Annotated in this window: 2 protein-coding genes (1 of these 2 running past the window's edge); both read left to right on the top strand. The window is 64.0% G+C overall.

Annotation, left to right across the window (positions count from 1 at the left end; translation table 11 throughout):
• Complete coding sequence (locus ACM6HV_RS00480) at positions 1-12,321, top strand: non-ribosomal peptide synthase/polyketide synthase (RefSeq protein WP_414902878.1); 12,321 nt, start codon at positions 1-3, stop codon at positions 12,319-12,321.
• On the top strand, positions 12,321-23,631 hold the 5' portion of the coding sequence (locus ACM6HV_RS00485; RefSeq protein WP_414902880.1) for a non-ribosomal peptide synthase/polyketide synthase. 3,686 nt of this gene lie beyond the right edge of the window; only the first 11,311 of its 14,997 coding nucleotides appear in the window; the start codon lies at positions 12,321-12,323; the stop codon falls past the right edge of the window. Before ACM6HV_RS00480 ends, ACM6HV_RS00485 begins: the two co-directional genes overlap by 1 nt.

Genomic DNA, 23,631 nt, shown 5'->3' on the forward strand with positions numbered 1-23,631 from the left:
ATGAATGCTGAAGACTCCTTGAAACTTGCTCGCCGGTTTATCGGGTTGCCCCTGGAAAAGCGCCAGATGTTCCTCGCGGCCCTGCACAAGGAGGGCGTGGATTTCGCGCGGTTCCCGATACCCGCCGGCATAGAAGCCGAGGATCGTCAGGCGCTGTCCTACGCGCAGCGCCGCATGTGGTTCCTGTGGCAACTCGATCCGCAGAGCGGCGCCTACAACCTGCCGGGTGCGGTGCGGCTCAACGGGCGGCTGAACCTGACGGCACTGGAGCAAGCCTTCGCCAGTCTGGTGGAGCGTCACGAAACCCTGCGCACAGTGTTCCAGCGCCAGGCCGATGACAGTCTGCTGCAAGTGCCGGCCACCGCATCGCTACTGATTAACCGGGAAGACTTCAGCGCTCTGTCGACCAGTGAGCGCGAACAGGCGGTGATCGATGCCGCCGAACAGCAGTCGCTGCTGCCATTCGATCTGGCGGTCGGCCCGTTGCTGCGAGTGACCTTGCTCAAGCTGGCCGAGCAGGAACACGTGCTGCTGCTGACCCTGCACCACATCGTGTCCGATGGCTGGTCGATGAACGTGTTGATCGACGAATTCATCCGTTGCTACGACGCGTTCGACGCCGGTCACGCGCCGCAATTGCCGCCACTGCCGATCCAGTACAGCGACTATGCGCTGTGGCAACGCCGCTGGCTGGAGGCCGGTGAGCAGGCGCGTCAGCTCGACTATTGGCAGGCGCAACTGGGCGACGAACACCCGGTGCTGGAGCTGCCACTGGATCATTCGCGCCCGGCGATGCCGAGCTATCGCGGCACCCGCTATGAATTCGCGGTCGACGACCAACTCGCCGAGCAACTGCGCAGCACGGCGCAACAGCATCAGGTCACCGTGTTCATGTTCCTGCTCGGCGCCTTCAACGCGCTGCTGCACCGATACACCGGGCAGACCGACCTGCGCGTCGGTGTGCCGATCGCCAACCGCAATCGCGGCGAGATCGAAGGCCTGATCGGCTTCTTCGTCAACACCCAGGTGCTGCGCACGCAACTGCACGGTCAGACCCGGGTCGACGAACTGTTGCGGGCGGTCAAGGAAACCGCGCTCGGTGCCCAGGCGCATCAGGATCTGCCGTTCGAGCAACTGGTCGAAGCGCTGAAGCTGGAACGCAGCCTCAGCCACACGCCGCTGTTCCAGGTGATGTACAACCATCAGCCGCACGTCGCCGATATCGCCACCCTCCGCACCGCATCCGGCCTGCAACTCGACAGCCTCGACTGGCAGAGCCGCACCACCCAGTTCGACCTGACGCTGGACACCTGGGAGCAGGGCGGCAAGCTGCACGCCGCGCTGACCTACGCCAGCGACCTGTTCGCTGCACCGACCATCGAACGCATGGCGCGGCACTGGCTGCGCTTGTTGACGGCGATGGTCGCTGATCCGTCGCAGCGCATTGGTGAGTTGCCGCTGCTGGAGGCTGACGAGCAGCGCACGCTGGTGCACGACTGGAACAACGTCCATGCGCAGTACCCGAGCGACACGCCGATTCACCGACTGATCGAAGCGCAGGTCGCGCGTACGCCGCAGGCACCGGCACTGCTGTTCGGCGAACAGACCCTGAGTTACGCCGAGCTGGATGCCCGGGCCAATCGCCTGGCGCATCTGCTGAGCGAACAGGGCGTGCAAGCGGACAGTCTGGTTGGCGTCTGCGCCCTGCGTTCGGTGGAAATGGTCGTCGCGCTGCTGGCGATTCTCAAGGCTGGCGGCGCTTACGTGCCGCTGGATCCGGAATACCCGCAGGAACGTCTGGCCTACATGATCGAGGACAGCGGCATTACTTTGCTGCTGACGCAACAGGCGCTGCTGGCAACGCTGCCGACTGACGGCGTGAATGTCGTCATCCTGGATCAGCCGGAGCTGCTCGACCGTTACAGCGATAGCCGTCCCGACGTCAGTGTCGATCCGCTGAACCTGGCGTATGTGATTTACACCTCGGGTTCCACCGGCAAGCCGAAGGGCGCCGGCAACAGCCACGCGGCGCTGGTCAACCGTTTGTGCTGGATGCAGCAAGCCTATGCGCTGGACACCAGTGATTCGGTGCTGCAGAAAACCCCGTTCAGTTTCGACGTGTCGGTGTGGGAGTTCTTCTGGCCGCTGCTGACCGGCGCGCGGCTGGTGGTGGCCGCGCCGGGCGCGCACCGTGATCCGCTGCAACTGATCGATAGCATCAACCGCCACGGCATCAGCACGCTGCACTTTGTGCCGTCGATGTTGCAGGCGTTTATTCACGAGACCGGCGTGGAAAGCTGTAGCAGTCTCAAGCGGATTGTCTGCAGCGGTGAAGCGTTGCCGCTGGATGCGCAGCTGCAAGTCTTCGCCAAGCTGCCGAACGCCAGCCTCTACAACTTGTATGGCCCGACCGAAGCGGCCATCGACGTCACCCACTGGACCTGTGTCGATGAAGGCGCGGACAGCGTGCCGATCGGCCGGCCGATCGCCAACCTGCGCACCCATGTCCTCGATGCCGAATTGCTGCCGGTACCGAGCGGTGTCGCCGGTGAGCTGTATCTGGGTGGCGCCGGGCTAGCGCGCAGTTATCACCAGCGTCCGGCGCTGACGGCCGAACGTTTTGTGCCGTGCCCGTTCCATGACGGCGCGCGCCTGTACCGCACCGGCGACCGTGTGCGGCAGCGTGCCGACGGCGTGATCGAATACCTCGGCCGTCTCGACCACCAGGTAAAATTGCGCGGTTTGCGCATCGAACTGGGCGAAATCGAAACCCGCCTGATGCAGCATTCGCTGGTGCGTGAGGCGGTGGTGCTGGTGCAGGGCGGCAAGCATCTGGTGGCTTATCTGGTGCTGGAACAGGCGCAAGCGGACGAACAGTGGCAGCAGGAGCTCAAGGCGTGGCTGCTCGGCAGCCTGCCGGAGTTCATGGTGCCGACCTACCTGATCACCCTCGACAAATTGCCGGTCACCGCCAACGGCAAACTCGACCGCAAGGCCTTGCCGCAACCGGATGCCGCGCCGCAACAGGCGTTCGTGGCGCCACAGGACGCCATGCAGAAAGCCCTCGCGGCGATCTGGGAAGCTGTGCTCGGCCTCGACCGCGTTGGCCTCGACGACAACTTCTTCGAGCTGGGCGGCGATTCGATCATCTCGATTCAAGTGGTCAGCCGCGCGCGGCAGGCCGGGATCCGTCTCAGCCCGCGTGACCTGTTCCAGTACCAGACGGTGCGCAGTCTGGCACTGGTCGCGAGCCACGACCATCTGTCTTCGGTGGATCAAGGGCCGGTGACCGGCGATGCCGTGCTCGGGCCGATCCAGCAAGACTTTTTCAGCCGGGCGATGCCGGTGCGCGAGCACTGGAACCAGTCGTTGCTGCTGACCCCGCGTGAGGCATTGAACGCGCAATGGCTCGATGCGGCGCTGACCCACCTGATCAATCACCACGATGCCTTGCGCCTGCGCTTTGTCGAAGGCAGCGAAGGCTGGCAGCAAAGCCACGGCCCGCTGTTGACCGGCGCTGAGCTGTGGCAACGCGACGCCGAATCTGCCGAACAGTTGCAGGCGCTGTGCAACCAAGCTCAGCGCAGCCTCGACCTGCAAAACGGCCCGCTGTTGCGTGCGTTGTTGGTGACGATGGCTGACGGCTCGCAACGACTGGCACTGATTATTCATCACCTCGCGGTCGATGGCGTTTCCTGGCGGGTGCTGCTGGAAGATCTGCAGCAGGCCTACGAGCAGCTCGCGGCGGGCGGCGGCATTCAGTTACCGGCGAAGACCAGCGCGTTCCAGAGCTGGACCGCGCGTCTGGCGCAGGACGCATCGCGCTTCGATGACCAATTGAGCTATTGGAAAGCCCAGCATCAGGGCGCCGAGGATCTGCCGTGCGACCGCCCGGATGGCAGCCTGCACAATTTGCATGGCGAGAAAATCGAATGGCGCCTCGACGCCGAGCGCACCCGCCAGTTGCTGCAACAGGCGCCGGCCGCGTATCGCACCCAGGTCAACGATCTGTTGCTTACCGCACTGGCGCGCACCATCAGTCGCTGGAGCCAGCAGCCGGGCACGCTGGTCGAACTGGAAGGGCATGGCCGCGAAGACCTGTTCGATGACATTGACCTGACCCGCACCGTGGGCTGGTTCACCAGCCTGTTCGCGGTCAACCTGACTGCGAGCGAGGATCTCGACGGTTCGATCAAGGCGATCAAGGAGCAACTGCGCGCGGTGCCGGACAAAGGTCTGGGTTACGGCGTGCTACGGCATCTGGCCGCGCCGTCGGGGCGCGCCGAACTGGCCGCGCTGCCGCAACCGCGCATCACTTTCAACTACCTGGGCCAGTTCGACCGCCAGTTCGACGAGGCGGCGCTGTTCGTGCCGGCTGTTGAAACCAGCGGCGTGGCGCAGGATCCGTCGGCGCCTCTGGGCAACTGGCTGACCGTGGAAGGTCAGGTGTATGGCGGCGAATTGTCGATGAGTTGGGGCTTCAGCCGCGAGATGTTCGACGTTGCCACGGTGCAGCAACTGGTCGATCAATACGCCATCGAGTTGCAGGCGCTGATCGAACACTGCTGCACGCTACCCATTGCGCAAGCGACGCCATCGGACTTCCCGTTGGCTCGGGTGACCCAGGCGCAACTGGATGCGCTGCCGGTGCCGGCCGGTCAGCTCGATGATGTCTATCCGCTGTCGCCGATGCAGCAGGGTTTGCTGTTCCACACCCTCTACGAGCAAGCGGCGGGGGAATACATCAACCAGTTGCGCGTGGATGTGCAAGGTCTTGACCCTGAGCGTTTCCGCGCCGCGTGGCAGGCCACCGTCGCTGCGCAGGACATTCTGCGCAGCGGTTTCGTCTGGCAGGGCGAACTGGCGCAACCGCTGCAGATCGTGCACAAACAGGTGCAGTTGCCGTTCAGCATTCTCGACTGGCGCGAGCGTGATGATCAGCCGGCAGCCCTCGCGGCGTTGGCCGATGCCGAGCGTCAGCAAGGGTTCGATCTGAGCCATGCACCGTTGCTGCGTCTGGTGCTGGTGCAGACCGCTGCCGAGCAATGGCACCTGATCTACACCCATCACCACATTCTGATGGACGGCTGGAGCAACTCGCAGTTGCTCGGTGAAGTCTTGCAGCGTTACAGCGGTCGCACCCCGGCTCACGGCGGCGGACGTTATCGCGATTACATCGCCTGGCTGCAACGTCAGGACGGCAAGCTCAGTCAGGACTTCTGGAGCGCTCAGTTGGCCACGCTGCAAGAGCCGACCCGACTGGCCCGCGCCGCCACCGGTGGCGAGCGCAACAGTGGCCACGGCGACCATTACCTGACGCTGGAAGTGCCGCGCACTCAGGCACTGGAAGCGTTTGCCCGCCAACAGAAAGTCACCGTCAACACCCTCGTGCAAGCTGCGTGGCTGCTGTTGCTGCAGCGCTACACCGGTCACGAAGCGGTGGCGTTCGGTGCAACCGTGGCCGGGCGTCCGGCGGATTTGCCGGGCATCGAGCAACAGGTCGGCCTGTTCATCAACACCTTGCCGGTGATCGGCGCGCCGCGTCCGGACCAAAGCGTGGGCCAATGGCTGCAAGCGGTGCAGGCGCAAAACCTCAGCCTGCGCGACTTCGAACACACGCCGCTGGCGGATATCCAGCGCTGGGCCGGGCAGGGCGGGGAAGCGCTGTTCGACAACATTCTGGTGTTCGAGAACTACCCGGTCGCCCAGGCGCTGAGCCGGGCCGGACAAGGCCTGACATTCGGTGAGGTCGGCAACCTGGAGCAAACCCACTACGCCTTGAGCGTGGCGGTCACCCTCGGTCAGCAACTGGCGCTGCACTACAGCTTCGACCGCAGCCAGTTTGCCGGTGAAGTGATCGAAGGCATCAGTGCCCATCTGTTGCAATTGCTTGAGCAGTTTGCGCTGTCGGCCGAACGCAACCTCGGCGAAATCGCTCTGGCCAGCGCTGACGAGCATGCCCGCCAGCAAGCCGAAAACCAGCCGCAGCCGTACCCGCTGGACACCGCTGTGCATCAGCGCATTGCCACGCTGGCGGTCGAGCGTCCGCAGCGCACCGCGGTGATCTTCAACGGTCAGCACTTCAGTTATGGCGAGATCGAGCAGCGTGCCAATCAACTGGCCCACGCGCTGATCGCCCGTGGCGTCGGCGCCGAGACTCGGGTCGGCGTGGCCCTGCCGCGCAGCGAGGCGGTGATCGTCGCGCTGCTGGCGGTGCTCAAGGCCGGCGGTGCCTATGTGCCGCTGGACACCAGTTATCCGCGTGAACGCCTGGCCTATCTGATCGATGATTCAGGGCTGGCGCTGTTGCTCAGCGATTCGTCGGTGTCGGCGCAATTGCCGGTCGGCGAATCGGTGCCGTTGCTGGAGCTGGATCGTCTCGACCTGCACGAGTTGCCGAGCACGGCGCCACAGGTAGCAGTCGATCCGCATAACCTCGCGTACGTGATCTACACCTCCGGTTCCACCGGCAATCCGAAAGGCGTCAGCGTTGCTCACGGCCCATTGGCGATGCATTGCCAGGCCATTGGTCAGCGCTACGAAATGCGCGACAGCGACTGCGAATTCCACTTCATGTCGTTCGCCTTCGACGGCGCCCACGAGCGCTGGCTGACCAGCCTGACCCACGGTGCTTCGCTGCTGATTCGCGACGACACGCTGTGGACGCCGGAGCAGACCTACAACGCGATGATCGAACACGGCGTGAGCGTGGTTGCGTTCCCGCCGGTGTACCTGCAACAACTGGCCGAACACGCCGAGCGTGTCGGCAACCCGCCGAAAGTGCGGATCTATTGCTTCGGCGGCGATGCGGTGCCAAACGCCAGTTTCGAGCGGGTCAAACGCGCGCTCGATCCGGACTACATCATCAACGGCTACGGCCCGACCGAAACCGTGGTCACCCCATTGATCTGGAAGGCTGGCCGTGAAGAGCCGTGCGGCGCCGCTTACGCACCGATCGGCAGCCGAATCGGCGATCGCAGCGCCTATGTGCTCGACGCCGATCTGAACCTGTTGCCGCAAGGCATGGCCGGGGAGTTGTACCTCGGTGGCACGGGTTTGGCGCGGGGTTATCTGAACCGTCCGGGGCTGACCGCCGAGCGTTTTGTCGCTGACCCGTTCAGCGCCCATGGCGGCTTGCTCTATCGCACAGGCGACCTGGTGCGCCAGCGTGTCGACGGCACCTTTGACTATCTGGATCGCATCGACAATCAGGTGAAGATTCGCGGGTTCCGTATCGAACTGGGCGAAGTCGAAGCGGCGCTGCAAGCCCTCGACGGCGTGCGCGAAGCGGTGGTCGTGGCGCAGGAAGGCAGCGCCGGCAGTGGCAAGCGTCTGGTGGCCTACGTGGTCGGTGATTCAGCGAGTGCCGAGTTCACCGACCACCTGCGCGCGCAGCTCAAGGCCAGCCTGCCGGCGCACATGGTGCCGGCGTATGTCCTGCGTCTTGAGCGCATGCCGCTGACGCCGAACGGCAAGCTCGATCGCAAGAACCTGCCAAAACCGGACGTCAGCCAACTGCAACAGGCCTACCTCGCGCCACAGACGGCGCTGGAGCAGCAACTGGCGGCGATCTGGCAAGACGTGCTCAAGCTTGAGCAGGTCGGCGTCAGCGACAACTTCTTCGAACTGGGTGGCGACTCGATCATCTCGATTCAAGTGGTCAGCCGGGCGCGGCAGGCCGGGATTCGCTTCAGCCCCAAAGACCTGTTCCAGCACCAGACCATTCAGGCCCTGGCCACGGTGGCGCAGACCGGCGAAGTCGTGCAGCCAATCGATCAGCGCGCGCAAACCGGCGAAACCGCGCTGCTGCCGATTCACCAGGCATTTTTTGCCGAGGCGATTCCCGACCGTCACCACTGGAACCAGTCGGTGATGCTCAAGCCGACGCAGGCGCTGGACGCTCAAGTACTGGAGCAAGCGCTGGATGCGTTGGTCGTGCAGCACGACAGCTTGCGTCTGGACTTTGTCGAGCAGGCCGCGGGTTGGTCGGCGCACTACCGCGACGTCGCCACGCAAGCGGGGGAAACCATTCTCTGGCAGGTCGAGGTCGCTGATCTCGCCGCCCTTGAGGCACTGGGCAACAAGGCCCAGCGCAGCCTGCAACTGAGCGGCGGCTCACTGATCCGCGCGGTGCTGGCGAACCTGGCTGATGGCAGTCAGCGCCTGCTGCTGATCGTCCATCACCTGGTGGTCGATGGCGTGTCGTGGCGGATTCTGTTCGAAGATCTGCAAAACGCCTATCGCCAGCTCCTCGCAGGTAAGCCCGTGCAATTGCCGGCGAAAACCAGTGCGATCAAAGCTTGGGCGGCGGCGTTGCAGGACTATGCCAAAACCCCTGCATTGCAGGCCGAGCTGAGCTTCTGGCAGCAGCAGTTGCACGGCGCTTCGGCGGCCTTGCCTTACGACCGGCCGCAGGGTGGTCAGCAACACGATCAGGCACTGACCCTGCGCAGCAAACTCGATCAGACTCTGACCCGTCAGCTGTTGCAGGAAGCTCCGGCGGCTTATCGCACCCAGGTCAACGATCTGTTGCTGACCGCGCTGGCGCGGGTGCTGGTGCGCTGGACCGGGGACGACAATGCACTGGTGTTGCTTGAGGGGCATGGTCGCGAAGACCTGTTCGAACACATCGATCTGACCCGCACCGTGGGCTGGTTCACCAGCGTATTCCCCGCACGCCTGGCACCGGCCGCCGAACTCGGCGCGTCGCTCAAGCAGATCAAGGAACAGCTGCGGGCGAGCCCCCACAAAGGCATCGGCTTCGGCGCGCTCGCACACCTCGGTGATGAGCCGGCGCGTGCCACCCTGCAAGCCTTGCCGACGCCGCGCCTGACCTTCAACTACCTCGGCCAGTTCGATGGTAGCTTCGACGCTGCCAGCGATGCGCTGTTCGTGCCGACCAGCGAGTCCGGCGGCGCCGAGGTCAACCTGCAAGGGCCGCTGGGCAATCCGCTGGCGCTCAACAGCAAGGTGTTCGGCGGCGAGCTGGACCTGAGCTGGACCTACAGCGGTGCGATGTTCGACACCGCCACCATCCAGCGTCTGGCCGACGACTATGTGCAGGAACTGACCGCGCTGATCGGCCACTGCTGCGACAGTGCCAACCGTGGCGTGACGCCGTCGGACTTCCCCCTGGCGCAACTGTCGCAAGCGCAACTGGATGCGCTGGTGCTGGAGCCGCAAGGCATCGACGACATCTATCCGCTGTCGCCGATGCAGCAGGGCATGCTGTTCCACACCTTGCTCGAACACGGCAATGGCGACTACATCAACCAGATGCGCCTGGACGTCGACGGTGTCGATCCGCAACGCTTCCGCGCGGCGTGGCAGGCGGCGGTAGATGCCCACGACATCCTGCGCAGCGGCTTCTTCTGGCAAGGCGATCTGCCGCAACCGGTGCAAGTGGTGCAGCGTCAGATCGAGGTACCGTTCAGCGTGCTCGACTGGCACGGCAGAACTGATCTGGAGGCAGCGCTGCAAACCCTCGCTGATGAAGAGCGCGCCCTGGGTCTGGATCTGAGCTGTGCACCGCTGATGCGCCTGGTGCTGGTGCGCACCGCAGCCGAGCGTTATCACCTGATCTACACCAACCATCACATCCTGATGGACGGCTGGAGCAGCGCGCAGTTGCTCGGCGAAGTGTTGCAGCACTACAGCGGCGAAGCGGTCGCCCGTGGCGCGGGTCGCTACCGCGATTACATCGCCTGGCTGCAACGTCAGGATGGCGCGGCGGCGCAAGCCTACTGGCGGGCGACGCTGGGCAATCTGCAGGAACCGACGCGCCTGGCCAATGCCATCGCACGGCCGCAGGCCGGTTTGCCGAGCGTGGGTTACGGCGATCATTACCAGGTGCTCGACGCTGAGCTGAGCCAGCGCCTGGGCGAGTTTGCCCGGGCCGCGAAAGTCACCGTCAACACCGTGGTGCAAGCGACGTGGCTGCTGCTGTTGCAGCGCTACACCGGCAAGGATTGCGTGGCGTTCGGCGCCACCGTCGCCGGGCGCCCGGCGGACCTGCCGGGTGCCGAAGCGCAGATCGGCCTGTTCATCAACACGCTGCCGGTGATCGCCGCACCGCCCGCGCAGCAGAGCGTGATCGCCTGGCTGCAAGCGGTGCAGGCGCAGAACCTCGCCTCGCGCGAGTTCGAACACACGCCGCTGGCGGACATTCAGCGCTGGGCCGGGCAGGGCGGCGACGCGCTGTTCGACAGCCTGATGGTGTTCGAGAACTACCCGATCGGCGAGGCGCTGGAACGCGGTGCGCCGCAAGGTCTGCGCTTCGGCGCGGTGGCCAATCAGGAGCAGACCAACTATCCGCTGACCTTGCTGGTCAACATGGGCGCGCAACTGTCGGTGCATTTCAGTTATCAGCGCGACAGCTTCGCGGCAGCCAGCGTGGCGCAGTTGGGCGCGCATCTGCAGCGTCTGCTGAGCCAGATGGCGGATGGCGGTGAGCGCACATTGAGCGAGCTGAACCTGATCGAACATAACCCGCCGGTGAACAGCGATTTCGTTACCGAGCAGTGCATCCATCAAGCCATCGCCCATCGAGTGGCGGCGACCCCGGATGCCTTGGCGGTGACCTTCGCCCATACGCAATTGACCTATGCCGCACTGGACGCGCAGGCCAACCGTCTGGCGCACAAGCTGCTTGAGCTGGGCGTCGGCCCGGAAGTGCGCGTGGGCGTGGCGATGCCGCGTTCCGAACAGTTGCTGATTGCCTTGCTGGCGGTGCTCAAGTCTGGCGGTGCGTATGTGCCGCTGGACCCGGATTACCCGGCGGATCGCGTGGCCTACATGCTCGAAGACAGTCGGGCGCGGGTGTTGCTCACCGAGCAGGCCGTTGCCGCGACTCTGAGTGTGCCGGGCGATACCCAAGTGCTGCTGTTGGATCAGCTGTCGCTGAGCGACTATTCAGCTGTTGCGCCAAAAACTACGGTGCAGCCGGACAACCTCGCCTACGTGATCTACACCTCCGGTTCCACCGGCAAACCCAAAGGCGTGGCGATTGCCCATCGCAACGTCATGGCGCTGATCGACTGGTCGGCCAAGGTCTACAGCCGCGACGACATCCAAGGCGTACTGGCCTCGACGTCGGTGTGCTTCGACCTGTCGGTGTGGGAGCTGTTTGTCACGCTGGCCAACGGTGGTTCGCTGATCATCGCGCGTAATGCCTTGGACCTGCCGCAACTGCCGGCCCGCGATCAGGTGCGTCTGATTAACACCGTGCCGTCGGCGATTGCTGCGCTACAGCGTGCCGGGCAGATTCCGCCAAGTGTGCGCATCATCAACCTGGCGGGTGAACCGCTGAAGCAAGCGCTGGTGGAGGCGTTGTATCAGCAGTCGACGGTCGAGCACGTTTACGACCTGTACGGCCCGTCGGAAGACACCACCTATTCGACCTGGACCCGCCGCAGCGCCGGTGGTCAGGCGCGAATTGGTCGTGCGCTCGAGCACAGCGCCAGCCATCTGTTGGATGCCGATTTGCACGCGGTTCCGCAGGGTGTTTCGGCCGAGCTGTACCTGTCCGGCGCCGGCATCACGCGCGGTTATCTGGGGCGTGCGGCGATGACCGCCGAGCGCTTTGTACCGAATCCTTTCGTCGGCAGCGGCCAGCGCATGTACCGCACCGGCGACCTGATTCGTCAGCGCGAGGAGGGCGAGCTGGAGTACATGGGCCGGATCGACCATCAGGTGAAAATTCGTGGATTCCGCATCGAACTGGGGGAGATCGAGGCGCGACTGCTCGCCCAGCCGACGGTCAGCGAAGCGGCGGTGCTGGCCGTCGACAGCGACACCGGGGCGCAACTGGTGGCGTATGTGGTCGCTCCGCAACTGGAGATGCACGACGGGGACGCGCAGCGGCAACTGCGCGAGGGACTAAAGACTGGCCTCAAGTCTTCGTTACCTGACTACATGATTCCCGCGCACCTGCTGTTCCTTGAGCAGTTGCCACTGACCCCCAACGGCAAACTCGACCGCAAGGCCCTGCCGGCGGTCGATGCCAGCCAGATGCAGGCCGCGTATGTCGCGCCGCACAGTGAGCTTGAGCAACAGGTCGCGGCGATCTGGCAGCAAGTGCTCGAAGTGCAACGCATCGGCTTGAACGATCAGTTCTTCGAACTCGGCGGGCACTCGCTGCTGGCGGTCAACGTGGTGTCGCGCATGGCTCTGGAACTGGGCCTGACGCTGACCCCGCAACTGTTATTCCAGCACCCCGTCCTGAGCGAGTTTGTCGCTCGACTCGATACAGGAGGCGGGGCAATCAACGAACAGAAACTGAGCAAGCTGGAAGCCCTGCTTGACGATATGGAGGAAGTCTGATGGACAAGAGTGTTGCTTTGAGGGTAGCCAAGCGCTTTATCACTCTGCCGCTGGACAAACGTAAGCTGTACCTGGAAAAGATGCTCGAAGAGGGCGTCTCTCCGGCCAACCTGCCGATCCCGGAAACACGTTCCGGGTTTGCGGCGATTCCTCTGTCGTACGCTCAGGAACGTCAACTGTTTCTCTGGCAAATGGACCCGCACAGCACCGCGTATCACATCCCCAGCGCCCTGCGCCTCAAGGGCCGGCTGGATGTGGCGGCGCTGCAACGCAGCTTCAACGCAGTGGCGGCGCGCCATGAAAGCCTGCGTACGACTTTCGCCGAGCAGGGTGAAAGCTTTTGCCAAGTGATTCATCCGCAACTGCCGCTGAGCATCAGCCTGACGCCATTGCCGGAGGGCCTCGATGCCGCCGGGGAAGACGCCGCGATCAAGGCCTTCGTCGAGAGCGAAACCGCGCGCCCGTTCAATTTGCAGCAGGGCCCGCTGCTGCGGGTGGCGCTGCTGAAAGTGGCGGAAGACGACCATGTGCTGGTGCTGATCCAGCACCACATCATCGCCGATGGCTGGTCGATCAAAGTCCTGGTCAACGAGCTGATCGAGCATTACGCCGCCGACACCGCCGGGCAGCCGCTGAGCCTGCCGGAACTGGAAATACAGTACGCCGACTACGCGATCTGGCAGCGCCACTGGCTGGAAGCGGGCGAGCGTGAACGCCAGTTGGCCTACTGGGTCAAGACCCTGGACGGCGAGCAGCCGGTGCTGGAACTGCCGATCGATTACCCGCGTCCGGCCGTGCAAAGCCTGCGCGGTGCGCGGCTGGAACTGAACCTGCCGGCAGACCTCGGTGATGCCCTCAAGCAGTTGGCGCAGCGCGAAGGCGTGAGCCTGTTCATGCTGCTGCTGGCGTCGTTCCAGGCGCTGTTGCATCGCTACAGCGGTCAGGCGCAGATTCGCGTCGGGGTGCCGACCGCCAACCGTAACCGGGTCGAGACCGAAGGCCTGATCGGCTTTTTCGTCAACACGCAGGTGCTGAGTGCCGAGGTCAGCGGGCAACTGCCGTTCAACCGGTTGCTGGCTCAGGTCAAACAGGCGGCGATGGCCGCGCAGGCGCATCAGGATCTGCCGTTCGAGCAACTGATCGAAGCTTTGCAACCGGAGCGCAGCCTGAGCCACAGCCCGGTGTTCCAGGTGATGTTCAACCACCAGACCAGCCGTGATCAGGGGCGCAGCGCGGCGCAGTTGCCGCAGCTGAGTGTCGAGGATGTGCAGTGGGAAGGGCGCACCGCGCAGTTCGATCTGACGCTGAATACTTATGAGTCCAGCGACGGCTTTGCCGCCGAGCTGACCTACGCCACCGATCTGTTCAAAGCTGAAACCGTCGAGCGCCTGGCGCGTCACTGGCAGAATTTGCTGCGCGGCATCGTCGCCGCACCGAACCAGCGGGTCGGCGAATTGCCGTTGCTGGAAAGCGCCGAGCACGGCGTGCTGTTGCAGGACTGGTTGCGCATCGCCGACCGCAGCGCGCAAGCCGAATGCGTGCAGCAGGATTTCTCCCGGCGTGCACAGCAAACGCCGCAGGCCACGGCCCTGATCATCGGCGAACACGTGCTGAGCTACGGCGAGCTGGATGCCCGCTCCAGTCAACTGGCGCACAAGCTGATCGAGGCCGGTGTCGGCCCGGATCAATTGGTCGGTATCGCCGTCGAGCGCAGCGTGGAAATGATCGTCGGCCTGCTGGCGATCCTCAAGGCTGGCGGTGCTTATGTGCCGCTGGACCCGGCGTATCCGCAGGATCGTCTGGCCTACATGATCGAGGACAGCGGCCTGCCATTGCTGCTGGCCCAAAGCCATTTGCAGACGCAGCTGCCGATCCCGCCGGGCGTGCAAACGCTGGTGCTGGATCAACCTCACGAGTGGCTGGCGGCTTATCCACAGACCGCGCCGGACGTTGCAGTCAATGGCGAGCATCTGGCCTACACGATCTACACCTCCGGTTCCACCGGCAAACCCAAAGGCGTGATGGTGCGCCACGCAGCGCTGAGTAACTTTGTCGCGAGCATGATCAAGCAGCCGGGCATCGTGGCCACGGATCGCGTGCTGTCGCTGACCACCTTCTCGTTCGATATTTTCGGCCTGGAAATCTACGCTCCATTGCTGGCCGGCGCTTGTGTGGTGCTGACCGGCAAGGATGTGCATCAAGACCCGCAAGCGGTGCTCGAACTGATCGAGCGTCACGCCGTGACGACGCTGCAAGCCACGCCCTCGACCTGGCGCATGCTGCTGGACAACGAACAGGCGCCCATCCTTTCGGGCCGCACGTTCCTCTGTGGCGGTGAAGCGCTGCCGCAGGAACTGGCGCAACGCATGCTGGCGCTGACGCCGAGCGTGTGGAACCTCTACGGCCCGACCGAAACCACCATCTGGTCGGCGCAACACGCCTTGAGTGCGGACAACAGCCGTCCATTCCTCGGCACACCGATCGACAACACCGCGTTGTACATCCTCGGCAGTGACCTGGAGCTCAATCCGCTCGGCGCCCCGGGTGAGCTGTTGATCGGCGGCGATGGCCTCGCTCGTGGTTACTTCCAGCGCCCGAGCCTGACTGCCGAACGTTTTGTCCCGGATCCCTTTTCGCAAACCGGCGCGCGCCTGTACCGCACCGGCGACCTGACCCGTTACCGCGCCGAGGGCGTGATCGAGTACATCGGGCGGATCGACCATCAGGTGAAAATCCGTGGTTTCCGGATTGAACTCGGCGAGATCGAAGCGCGTTTGCTCGCCCTCGATAGCGTGCGCGAAACCGTGGTAGTCGCTCAGGACGGCCCGACCGGCGCGCAACTGGTCGGCTACGTGGTGCCGACCGCCGACGATATTGATGAAGGCGAACTGCGCGCCGCATTGAAAGCCAGCCTCAAGGCCGAGCTGCCGGAATACATGGTGCCGGCGCACCTTTTGTTCCTTGCGCAACTGCCGCTGACGCCGAACGGCAAAGTCGACCGCAAAGCCTTGCCGGCACCTGACGCCAGCCAGCTGCAATCGACTTACATCGCCCCGCAAACCGCCACTCAACACAGCGTCGCCGAGATCTGGCAAGCGGTACTCAAGCTTGATCGCGTGGGCTTGAGCGACAACTTCTTTGAGCTGGGCGGCCACTCGTTGCTGGTCACGCAAGTGGTCTCGCGCGTCCGTCAGGCGCTGAACGTGCAGGTGCCGCTGCGCACGTTGTTCGAACACAGCACGCTGAAAGATTTTGTCGCCGCGCTGGGTGTCGATCAGGCGCATCAGCAACCGCCGATTGTTGCGTTGCCCCGCCAGCAACCGCTGGCGCTGTCCTATGCTCAGGAACGTCAATGGTTCCTCTGGCAACTGGAGCCGAACAGCACCGCTTATCACGTGCCGGCTGCGTTGCGTCTGCGCGGTGAGCTGGATTTGCCGGCGTTGCAGCGCAGCTTCGACGCGCTGATCGAACGCCATGAATCGCTGCGCACCTGCTTCGTCGAACAGCAGGGCCAGACCCTGCAAGTGATCCAGGCCCACGGCACGCTCGACCTGCAGGTGCAGGACGTGGCGGCGGATCTCGACGAGGCGACGCTGCAAGCGCGGGTCGCCGCCGAAACCCTGCACCTGTTCAATCTGCAGCAAGGCCCGTTGCTGCGGGTCAAACTGCTGCGTCTGGCGGCCGATGACCACGCGCTGGTCATCGCCCTGCATCACATCGTCGCCGATGGCTGGTCGATGAATGTCATGGTCGATGAGCTGGTGGCGTTGTATGCCGCCCACAGCCAGGGCCAGCGCGTGCAATTGCCGGCGCTGCCGGTGCAATACGCCGACTACGCCGCGTGGCAGAAACAGTGGATGGACGCCGGTGAACGCGAGCGGCAATTGAGCTACTGGACTGCACAACTCGGCGATGGCGATCAACCGCTGCTGGAGTTGCCGACCGACCGTCCGCGTCCAGCCGAGCAAAGCTATCGCGGAGCCCGTCGCGAGATCCCGCTGAGCCTCGAACTGGCCGCCGCGCTCAAGCAACTGGCGCAACGCGAAAACGTCACGCTGTTTGCGCTGTTGCTGGCATCGTTCCAGACCTTGCTGCATCGCTACAGCGGTCAGGCCGATATCCGCGTCGGCGTGCCGGTGGCCAACCGCAACCGGGTCGAGACCGAAGGCCTGATCGGTTTCTTCGTCAACACCCAGGTTCTGAAGGCCGAGTTCGACAGTCAGCAGACGTTCCGCAGCCTGCTGCAACAAGTGAAAAACACCGTACTCGGCGCGCAGGCGCATCAGGATCTGCCGTTCGAGCAACTGGTCGACGCGCTGCAACCGGAGCGCAGCCTCAGCCACAGCCCGCTGTTCCAGGTGATGCACAACCACCAGAGCCAGGTGCGTCAGGCGCAGGGCGCCACACGGCTGCCAAACCTGGCGATTGAAGGCTTGCCTTGGGCGTCCAGTACCGCGCAGTTCGACCTGACCCTGAACACCTTTGAATCGAGCGACAACGTCTGGGCCGAGCTGACCTATGCCACCGACTTGTTCGACGTGGAAACCATTGAGCGCCTGGCGCAACACTGGACCCATCTGCTGCAAGGCATCGTCGCCGACAGCGCTCAGCGCATTGCCGAACTGCCGCTGCATGATGCCAGCGAACGCGCGGCGACCCTGCGCCAGTGGAACCCGTGCATCCGCGATTTCCCGAGCGAACAGTGCCTGCATCAACGCATCGAACAACAAGCCGCCCGCGCCCCGCAAGCGATTGCCGTGAGCTGTGCCGGGCAGTCCCTGAGCTACGGCGAGCTGAACAGCCGCGCCAACCAGTTGGCCCACAAGCTGATTGCCAGCGGTGTCGGCCCGGACGTGCGCGTCGGTCTGGCGGTGGAGCGCAGCCTCGACATGCTGGTCGGCCTGCTGGCGATTCTCAAGGCCGGCGGCGCCTATGTGCCGCTGGACCCGACGTATCCGGAGGAACGCCTGAGCTACATGATCGGCGACAGCGGCATCGCCTTGCTGCTGACGCAGAGTCATCTGCTGGGACGTCTGCCAGTACCCGATTTGCTGCGCAGCCTGATGCTCGATCAGGAGCGTGACGGTCTGGAAGGCTACAGCGACAGCAATCCGCAAGTACGCATGAGCCCGGATAACCTGGCTTACGTGATCTACACCTCCGGTTCTACCGGTCAACCGAAGGGCACGTTGTTGGCCCATCGCAACGTGCTGCGCCTGTTCGAGGCCACGGATGCGTGGTTCGGTTTCGGCGCCACGGATGTCTGGAGCCTGTTCCATTCCTACGCTTTCGATTTCTCGGTGTGGGAGATTTTCGGGGCACTGCTGTACGGCGGCAAACTGCTGGTGGTGCCTTACGAGGTCAGCCGCTCGCCGGAAGATTTCTTCGCCTTGCTCTGCCGCGAAGGCGTCACCGTGCTCAATCAGACGCCGTCGGCGTTCAAGCAATTGATGCAAGTGGCTTGCGCCCCGCAGCATGCGGCGCAAGCACTGGCGCTGCGTTACGTGGTGTTCGGCGGCGAGGCGCTGGAGGTCAAGAGCCTGCGTCCATGGTTCGAGCGTTTCGGCGATCAGGCACCGCAACTGATCAACATGTACGGCATCACCGAAACCACCGTGCACGTGACCTACCGGCCGATTACGCTGGCCGACTTGCAGCGTGACGCCAGCAGTCCGATCGGCGAGCCGATTCCCGACCTGTCCTGGTACTTGCTCGACGGAGATCTGAACCCGGTCGCCAAAGGCTGCATCGGTGAGCTGTATATCGGTCGTGCCGGCCTGGCTCGCGGTTACCTGAACCGCGCGGATCTGACCAGCCTGCGCTTTATTCCCGACCCGTTCGCCGCCGATGGCGGGCGTCTGTACCGTACCGGTGACCTGGCGCGCTATCGCGCCGACGGCGTGATCGAATACATCGGGCGCATCGATCATCAGGTGAAGATTCGCGGTTTCCGTATCGAACTCGGCGAGATCGAAGCGCAACTGCTGGAACAGGCTGCCGTGCGCCAGGCCGTGGTGCTGGCGCAACCGGGGCTCAGCGGTCAGCAACTGGTGGCTTATCTGGTGCCAGGCGACGCCGCGCTGCTCGACGCAAGCCCGGCCGAACAGGCGCTGTGGCGCGACAGCGTGCGCGCCGAACTCAAGGCCAGTCTGCCGGATCACATGGTCCCGGCGCACCTGTTGCTGCTGGCGCAATTGCCGTTGACCGCCAACGGCAAACTCAACCGCAACGCCTTGCCGTCGCCGGACGCCAGTCAGGCGCAGCAGACCTATCAGGCGCCGCAAAGCGCGATGGAGCAGGGGCTGGCGGCGATCTGGCAGGACGTGCTGAAGCTGCCGCAAGTCGGCATCCACGACAACTTCTTTGAATTGGGCGGTGACTCGATCATCTCGATTCAGGTGGTCAGCCGCGCCCGTCAGGCCGGCATCCGCCTCAATCCCAAAGACCTGTTCCAGCACCAGACCGTGCAGCGTCTGGCGCTGGTCGCGCAGTGGGGTGGCGACGAATCGAGCATTGATCAGCAAGCCGCGAGCGGTGCGGCGTTGATGCTGCCGATCCAGCAGCAGTTCTTCGCCGACGAAATTCCGCAGCGTCATCACTGGAACCAGTCGGTACTGCTGCAACCGCGGCAGGCGCTGGACGCTGAAAAAGTCGAGCAAGTGTTGCGCGCACTGGTCGCTCATCACGATGCCTTGCGCCTGAGCTTCACCCAGCGCGATGGCGTGTGGCAGGCCGAGCATCGCGCGGTCGAAGCGCTGCCGCAGAACCTGCTCTGGCAGGAAGGCGTTGCTGATGCCGCCGCTCTTGAAGCCTTGGGTAATCGCGCCCAGCGCAGCCTCGATCTGCAACACGGGCCGTTGCTGCGTGCGGTGCTGGCAACTCTGGCCGATGGCACACAGCGTTTGCAGTTGGTGATTCATCACTTGGCGGTGGACGGCGTGTCGTGGCGGATTCTGCTGGAAGACCTGCAAAACGCTTATCAGCAATTGCTTGATGATCAGCCGTTGAGTCTGCCGTCCCGAACCAGTGCCTTCAAGGACTGGGGCGAGCACTTGCAGCGCTACGCCAACAGCCCGGCGTTGCAGGCCGAACTGGATTATTGGCAGACCTGCCTGAGCGATGTGAGCACCGATCTGCCGTGCAAACGCGTTGACGCCAGTCAGGACAATCGTCTGGCTCAGACCGTACAAACCCGCCTCGGCACCGAGCTGACCCGCCAACTGCTGCAAGAGGCCCCGGCGGCGTACCGCACCCAGGTGAACGATCTGTTGCTGACGGCACTGGCGCGGGTCATCGGCCGTTGGAGCGGGCAGGCGTCGACGCTGATCCAGCTCGAAGGCCATGGTCGCGAAGAACTGTTCGACGGTGTCGATCTGACCCGCACGGTGGGCTGGTTCACCAGCCTGTTCCCGGTGCGCCTGACACCGGCAGACACGCTTGGCGAGTCGATCAAGCAGATCAAGGAACAACTGCGCTCGATCCCCAACAAGGGCATCGGTTTCGGCGCCTTGCGTTACCTCGGTGATGCCCGCGCGCAGCAGAGCTTGCAGGCCTTGCCGAGCCCGCGCATCACCTTCAACTACCTTGGGCAGTTCGACGGCAGTTTCGCCGGCGACGAGGCTGCGCTGTTCGTGCCGTCGCCGGACAACGCCGGCCTCGATCAGAGCCCGGAGGCGCCGCTCGGCAACTGGTTGACCCTCAACGGTCAAGTGTATGGCGGCGAGCTGCGGGTCGGCTGGACGTTCAGCCATGAGCGTTTCGACAGCGCGGTGATCGAAGCCCTGGCCGCAGATTACGCCGCAGAACTCGCAGCGTTGATCGGCCATTGCCTGACCCCGGGCGTCGAAGGCCTGACCCCGTCGGACTTCCCGTTGGCCGGCCTGACGCAGGCGCAGCTTGATCAGTTTCCGCTGGCGCCACGCCAGGTCGCCGATGTGTATCCGCTGTCGGCGATGCAGCAGGGCATGTTGTTCCACAGCCTCTACGAGCAGGCCACTGGCGATTACATCAACCAGGTCCGGCTCGATGTCGAAGGCCTCGATCCGCAACGCTTCCAGCAAGCCTGGCAAGCGGCGGTGGACAACCACGACATCCTGCGCAGCAGCTTTGTCTGGCAGGGTGAACTGGCGCGTCCGGTGCAGGTGGTGCACAAGCAGCTGGACATGCCGTTCCGCGTGCTCGACTGGCGTGATCGCGACGATTGTCAGAGCGATCTGAATGCGCTGGCCGCAGCCGAACAGGCGCAAGGTTTCGACTTGAGCCAGGGGCCGCTGTTGCGCATGGTCGTGGTGCGTCTGGACGAGCAGCGCTGCCACTTGATCTACACCAACCACCACATCCTGATGGACGGCTGGAGCAACTCGCAGTTGATCGGCGAAGTCCTGCAACGCTACAGCGGGGTTGCCCAACCGCCACTGGCCGGGCGTTATCGCGATTACATCGAATGGCTGCAGCGCCAGGACGTGCAGGCCAGCGAACGTTACTGGACCGCGCAACTGGCTGACCTGCAAGCGCCGACCTTGCTCGCGCAAGCGTTGCAGGCGCAGCGCGGCGATGCACCACGCGATGGCCACGGCGAACATTTCTGCGTGCTCGACGCTGAGCAGACGCGGCGTCTGGGCGAGTTCGCGCGCCAGCAGAAGGTCACCCTCAACACGCTGATTCAAGCGGCCTGGCTGCTGCTGTTGCAGCGCCTGACCGGCCAGCCGTGCGTGGCGTTCGGTGCCACGGTGGCGGGGCGTCCGGCTGAACTCAAAGGGGTCGAGCAGCAGATCGGTCTGTTCATCAACACCTTGCCGGTCATCGCCAGCCCGCAGTCCTCATCGAGCGTTGGCGAATGGTTGCAGAGCGTGCAGGCGCAGAACCTCGCCTTGCGTGAGCATGAGCACACCCCGCTGTTCGATATTCAACGCTGGGCCGAGCGCAACGGTGAGGCGCTGTTCGATAACATTCTGGTGTTCGAGAACTACCCGGTGTCCGAGGCGCTGGCGCAGGGCGCACCGCAAGAACTGCGCTTCGGTGAAATCCACAATCATGAGCAGACCAACTATCCGCTGACGCTGTTGGTGCACTTGAGCGACGAGTTGTCGATGCACTTCAGCTACCAGTGCGAAAGCTTTGCCGAGCACAGCGTGGTGCAGCTGGCCGGGTATCTGCAGCGCTTGCTCGGGCAGATGAGCGAGTCGGGGGAGCGTTCGCTCAGCGAGCTGAACCTGATCGAGCACAGCCCGCAGGCGAACACCGACTTCTCCACCGATCTATGCATCCATCAAGCCATCGCCCGTCAGGTGGCGGCGACCCCGGATGCCTTGGCGGTGACCTTCGCCCATACGCAACTGACCTACGCCGAGCTGGACGCGCAGGCCAATCGTCTGGCGCACAAACTGTTAGAGCTAGGCGTCGGCCCGGAAGTGCGGGTGGGCGTGGCGATGCCGCGTTCCGAGCAGTTGCTGGTCGCCTTGCTCGCGGTGCTCAAGGCTGGTTGCGCTTACGTGCCGCTGGACCCGGATTATCCGGCGGATCGCGTGGCTTACATGCTCGAAGACAGCCGTGCGCGGGTGCTGCTCACCGAGCAGGCGGTTGCCGCGACGCTGAGGGTGCCGGGCGATACGCAAGTGCTGCTGATGGATCAGCTTTCGTTGAGCGATTATCCGAGCAGCGCGCCGCAAACATCGGTCGCTCCGGACAACCTCGCCTACGTGATCTACACCTCCGGTTCAACCGGCAAACCGAAAGGCGTGGCGATTGCCCATCGTAACGTCATGGCGCTGATCGACTGGTCGGCCAAGGTCTACCGCCGCGAGGACATTCAAGGCGTACTGGCCTCGACGTCGGTGTGCTTCGACCTGTCGGTCTGGGAGCTGTTTGTCACCCTGGCTAACGGTGGCTCGCTGATCATCGCCCGTAATGCCTTGGAGCTGCCGCAACTGCCGGCCCGCGATCAAATTCGTTTGGTCAACACGGTGCCGTCGGCGATTGCCGCGCTGCAGCGTGCCGGGCAGATTCCGCCAAGTGTGCGCATCATCAATCTGGCGGGTGAACCGCTGAAACAAGCGCTGGTGGAGGCGCTGTATCAGCAGTCGACGGTCGAACACGTCTACGACCTGTACGGCCCGTCGGAAGACACCACTTATTCGACCTGGACCCGCCGCAGTGCTGGCGGTCAGGCGCGGATTGGGCGTGCCCTTGATCACAGCGCCAGCCATCTGCTGGATGCCGATCTGCACGCGGTGCCGCAAGGCGTTTCGGCCGAGCTGTACCTGTCCGGCGCCGGCATCACGCGCGGTTATCTGGGGCGTGCGGCAATGACCGCCGAGCGCTTCGTGCCGAATCCTTTCGGCGGTAACGGCGAGCGCCTGTACCGCACCGGTGACCTGATTCGTCAGCGCGAGGAGGGCGAGCTGGAGTACATGGGCCGGATCGACCATCAGGTGAAAATTCGCGGCTTGCGTATCGAGCTGGGCGAAATTGAAGCGCGTCTGCTGGCGCATGCTGCCGTGCGTGAAGCGGTGGTCGTCGCCAGCGAAGTGTCGGGCAGTCAGCAACTGATTGCCTATCTGGTGCCGAGCGATCCGGCGATCATCGACGCCAGCGCCGAACAACAGGCGGCACTGCAGCAAAGCCTCGGCAACTGGCTGGGCGCGACCTTGCCGGATTACATGGTGCCGAGCCATCGCCTGTGGCTGGCGCAGTTGCCGCTGACCCCCAACGGCAAGATCGATCGCAAGCGCCTGCCAGCACTGGAACTCAGCGCCGCGCAGTTGCATGTCGAACCGGCGAATGCCACTGAGCAGGCGCTGGTGGAGATCTGGAAAGACGTGTTGGGCCTTGAGCAGGTCAGCACCCACGACAGTTTCTTTGCCTTGGGCGGCGACTCGATCATCTCGATTCAGGTGGTCAGTCGCGCCCGTCAGCAAGGGCTGGAGCTGAGCCCGAAAGACCTGTTCCAGCAACCGACCATTCAGCAACTGGCCCTGTGCGTGCAAGCTGCCGAAGGGCGTGTGGCGCCGGAGCCGGCGCTGATCGACCTGCCGCTGCACGGTTTGAGCGAGGCGCAAGTGGCGCAGCTGCCATTGCCGGCGGGGCAACTGGACGGGCTCTATCGCTTGTCGCCGATGCAGCAGGGCATGCTGTTTCTCGGCCTGAATTCGCCGGAATCCGATCTCTACGTCAACCAGTTGAGCGTTCCGGTGCAGGGCCTTGAGCCGCTGCGTCTGCAAGCCGCGTGGGAAACCGTCAGCCGTCGTCACGATATTTTGCGCACCGGTTTCCTTTGGCAGGACATGGCCGAGCCGCTGCAATTCGTACTCG

Origin of the sequence: Pseudomonas sp. IT-P260, assembly GCF_949768395.1 — a bacterium.
GTDB classification, from domain to species: Bacteria; Pseudomonadota; Gammaproteobacteria; order Pseudomonadales; family Pseudomonadaceae; genus Aquipseudomonas; species Aquipseudomonas parakoreensis.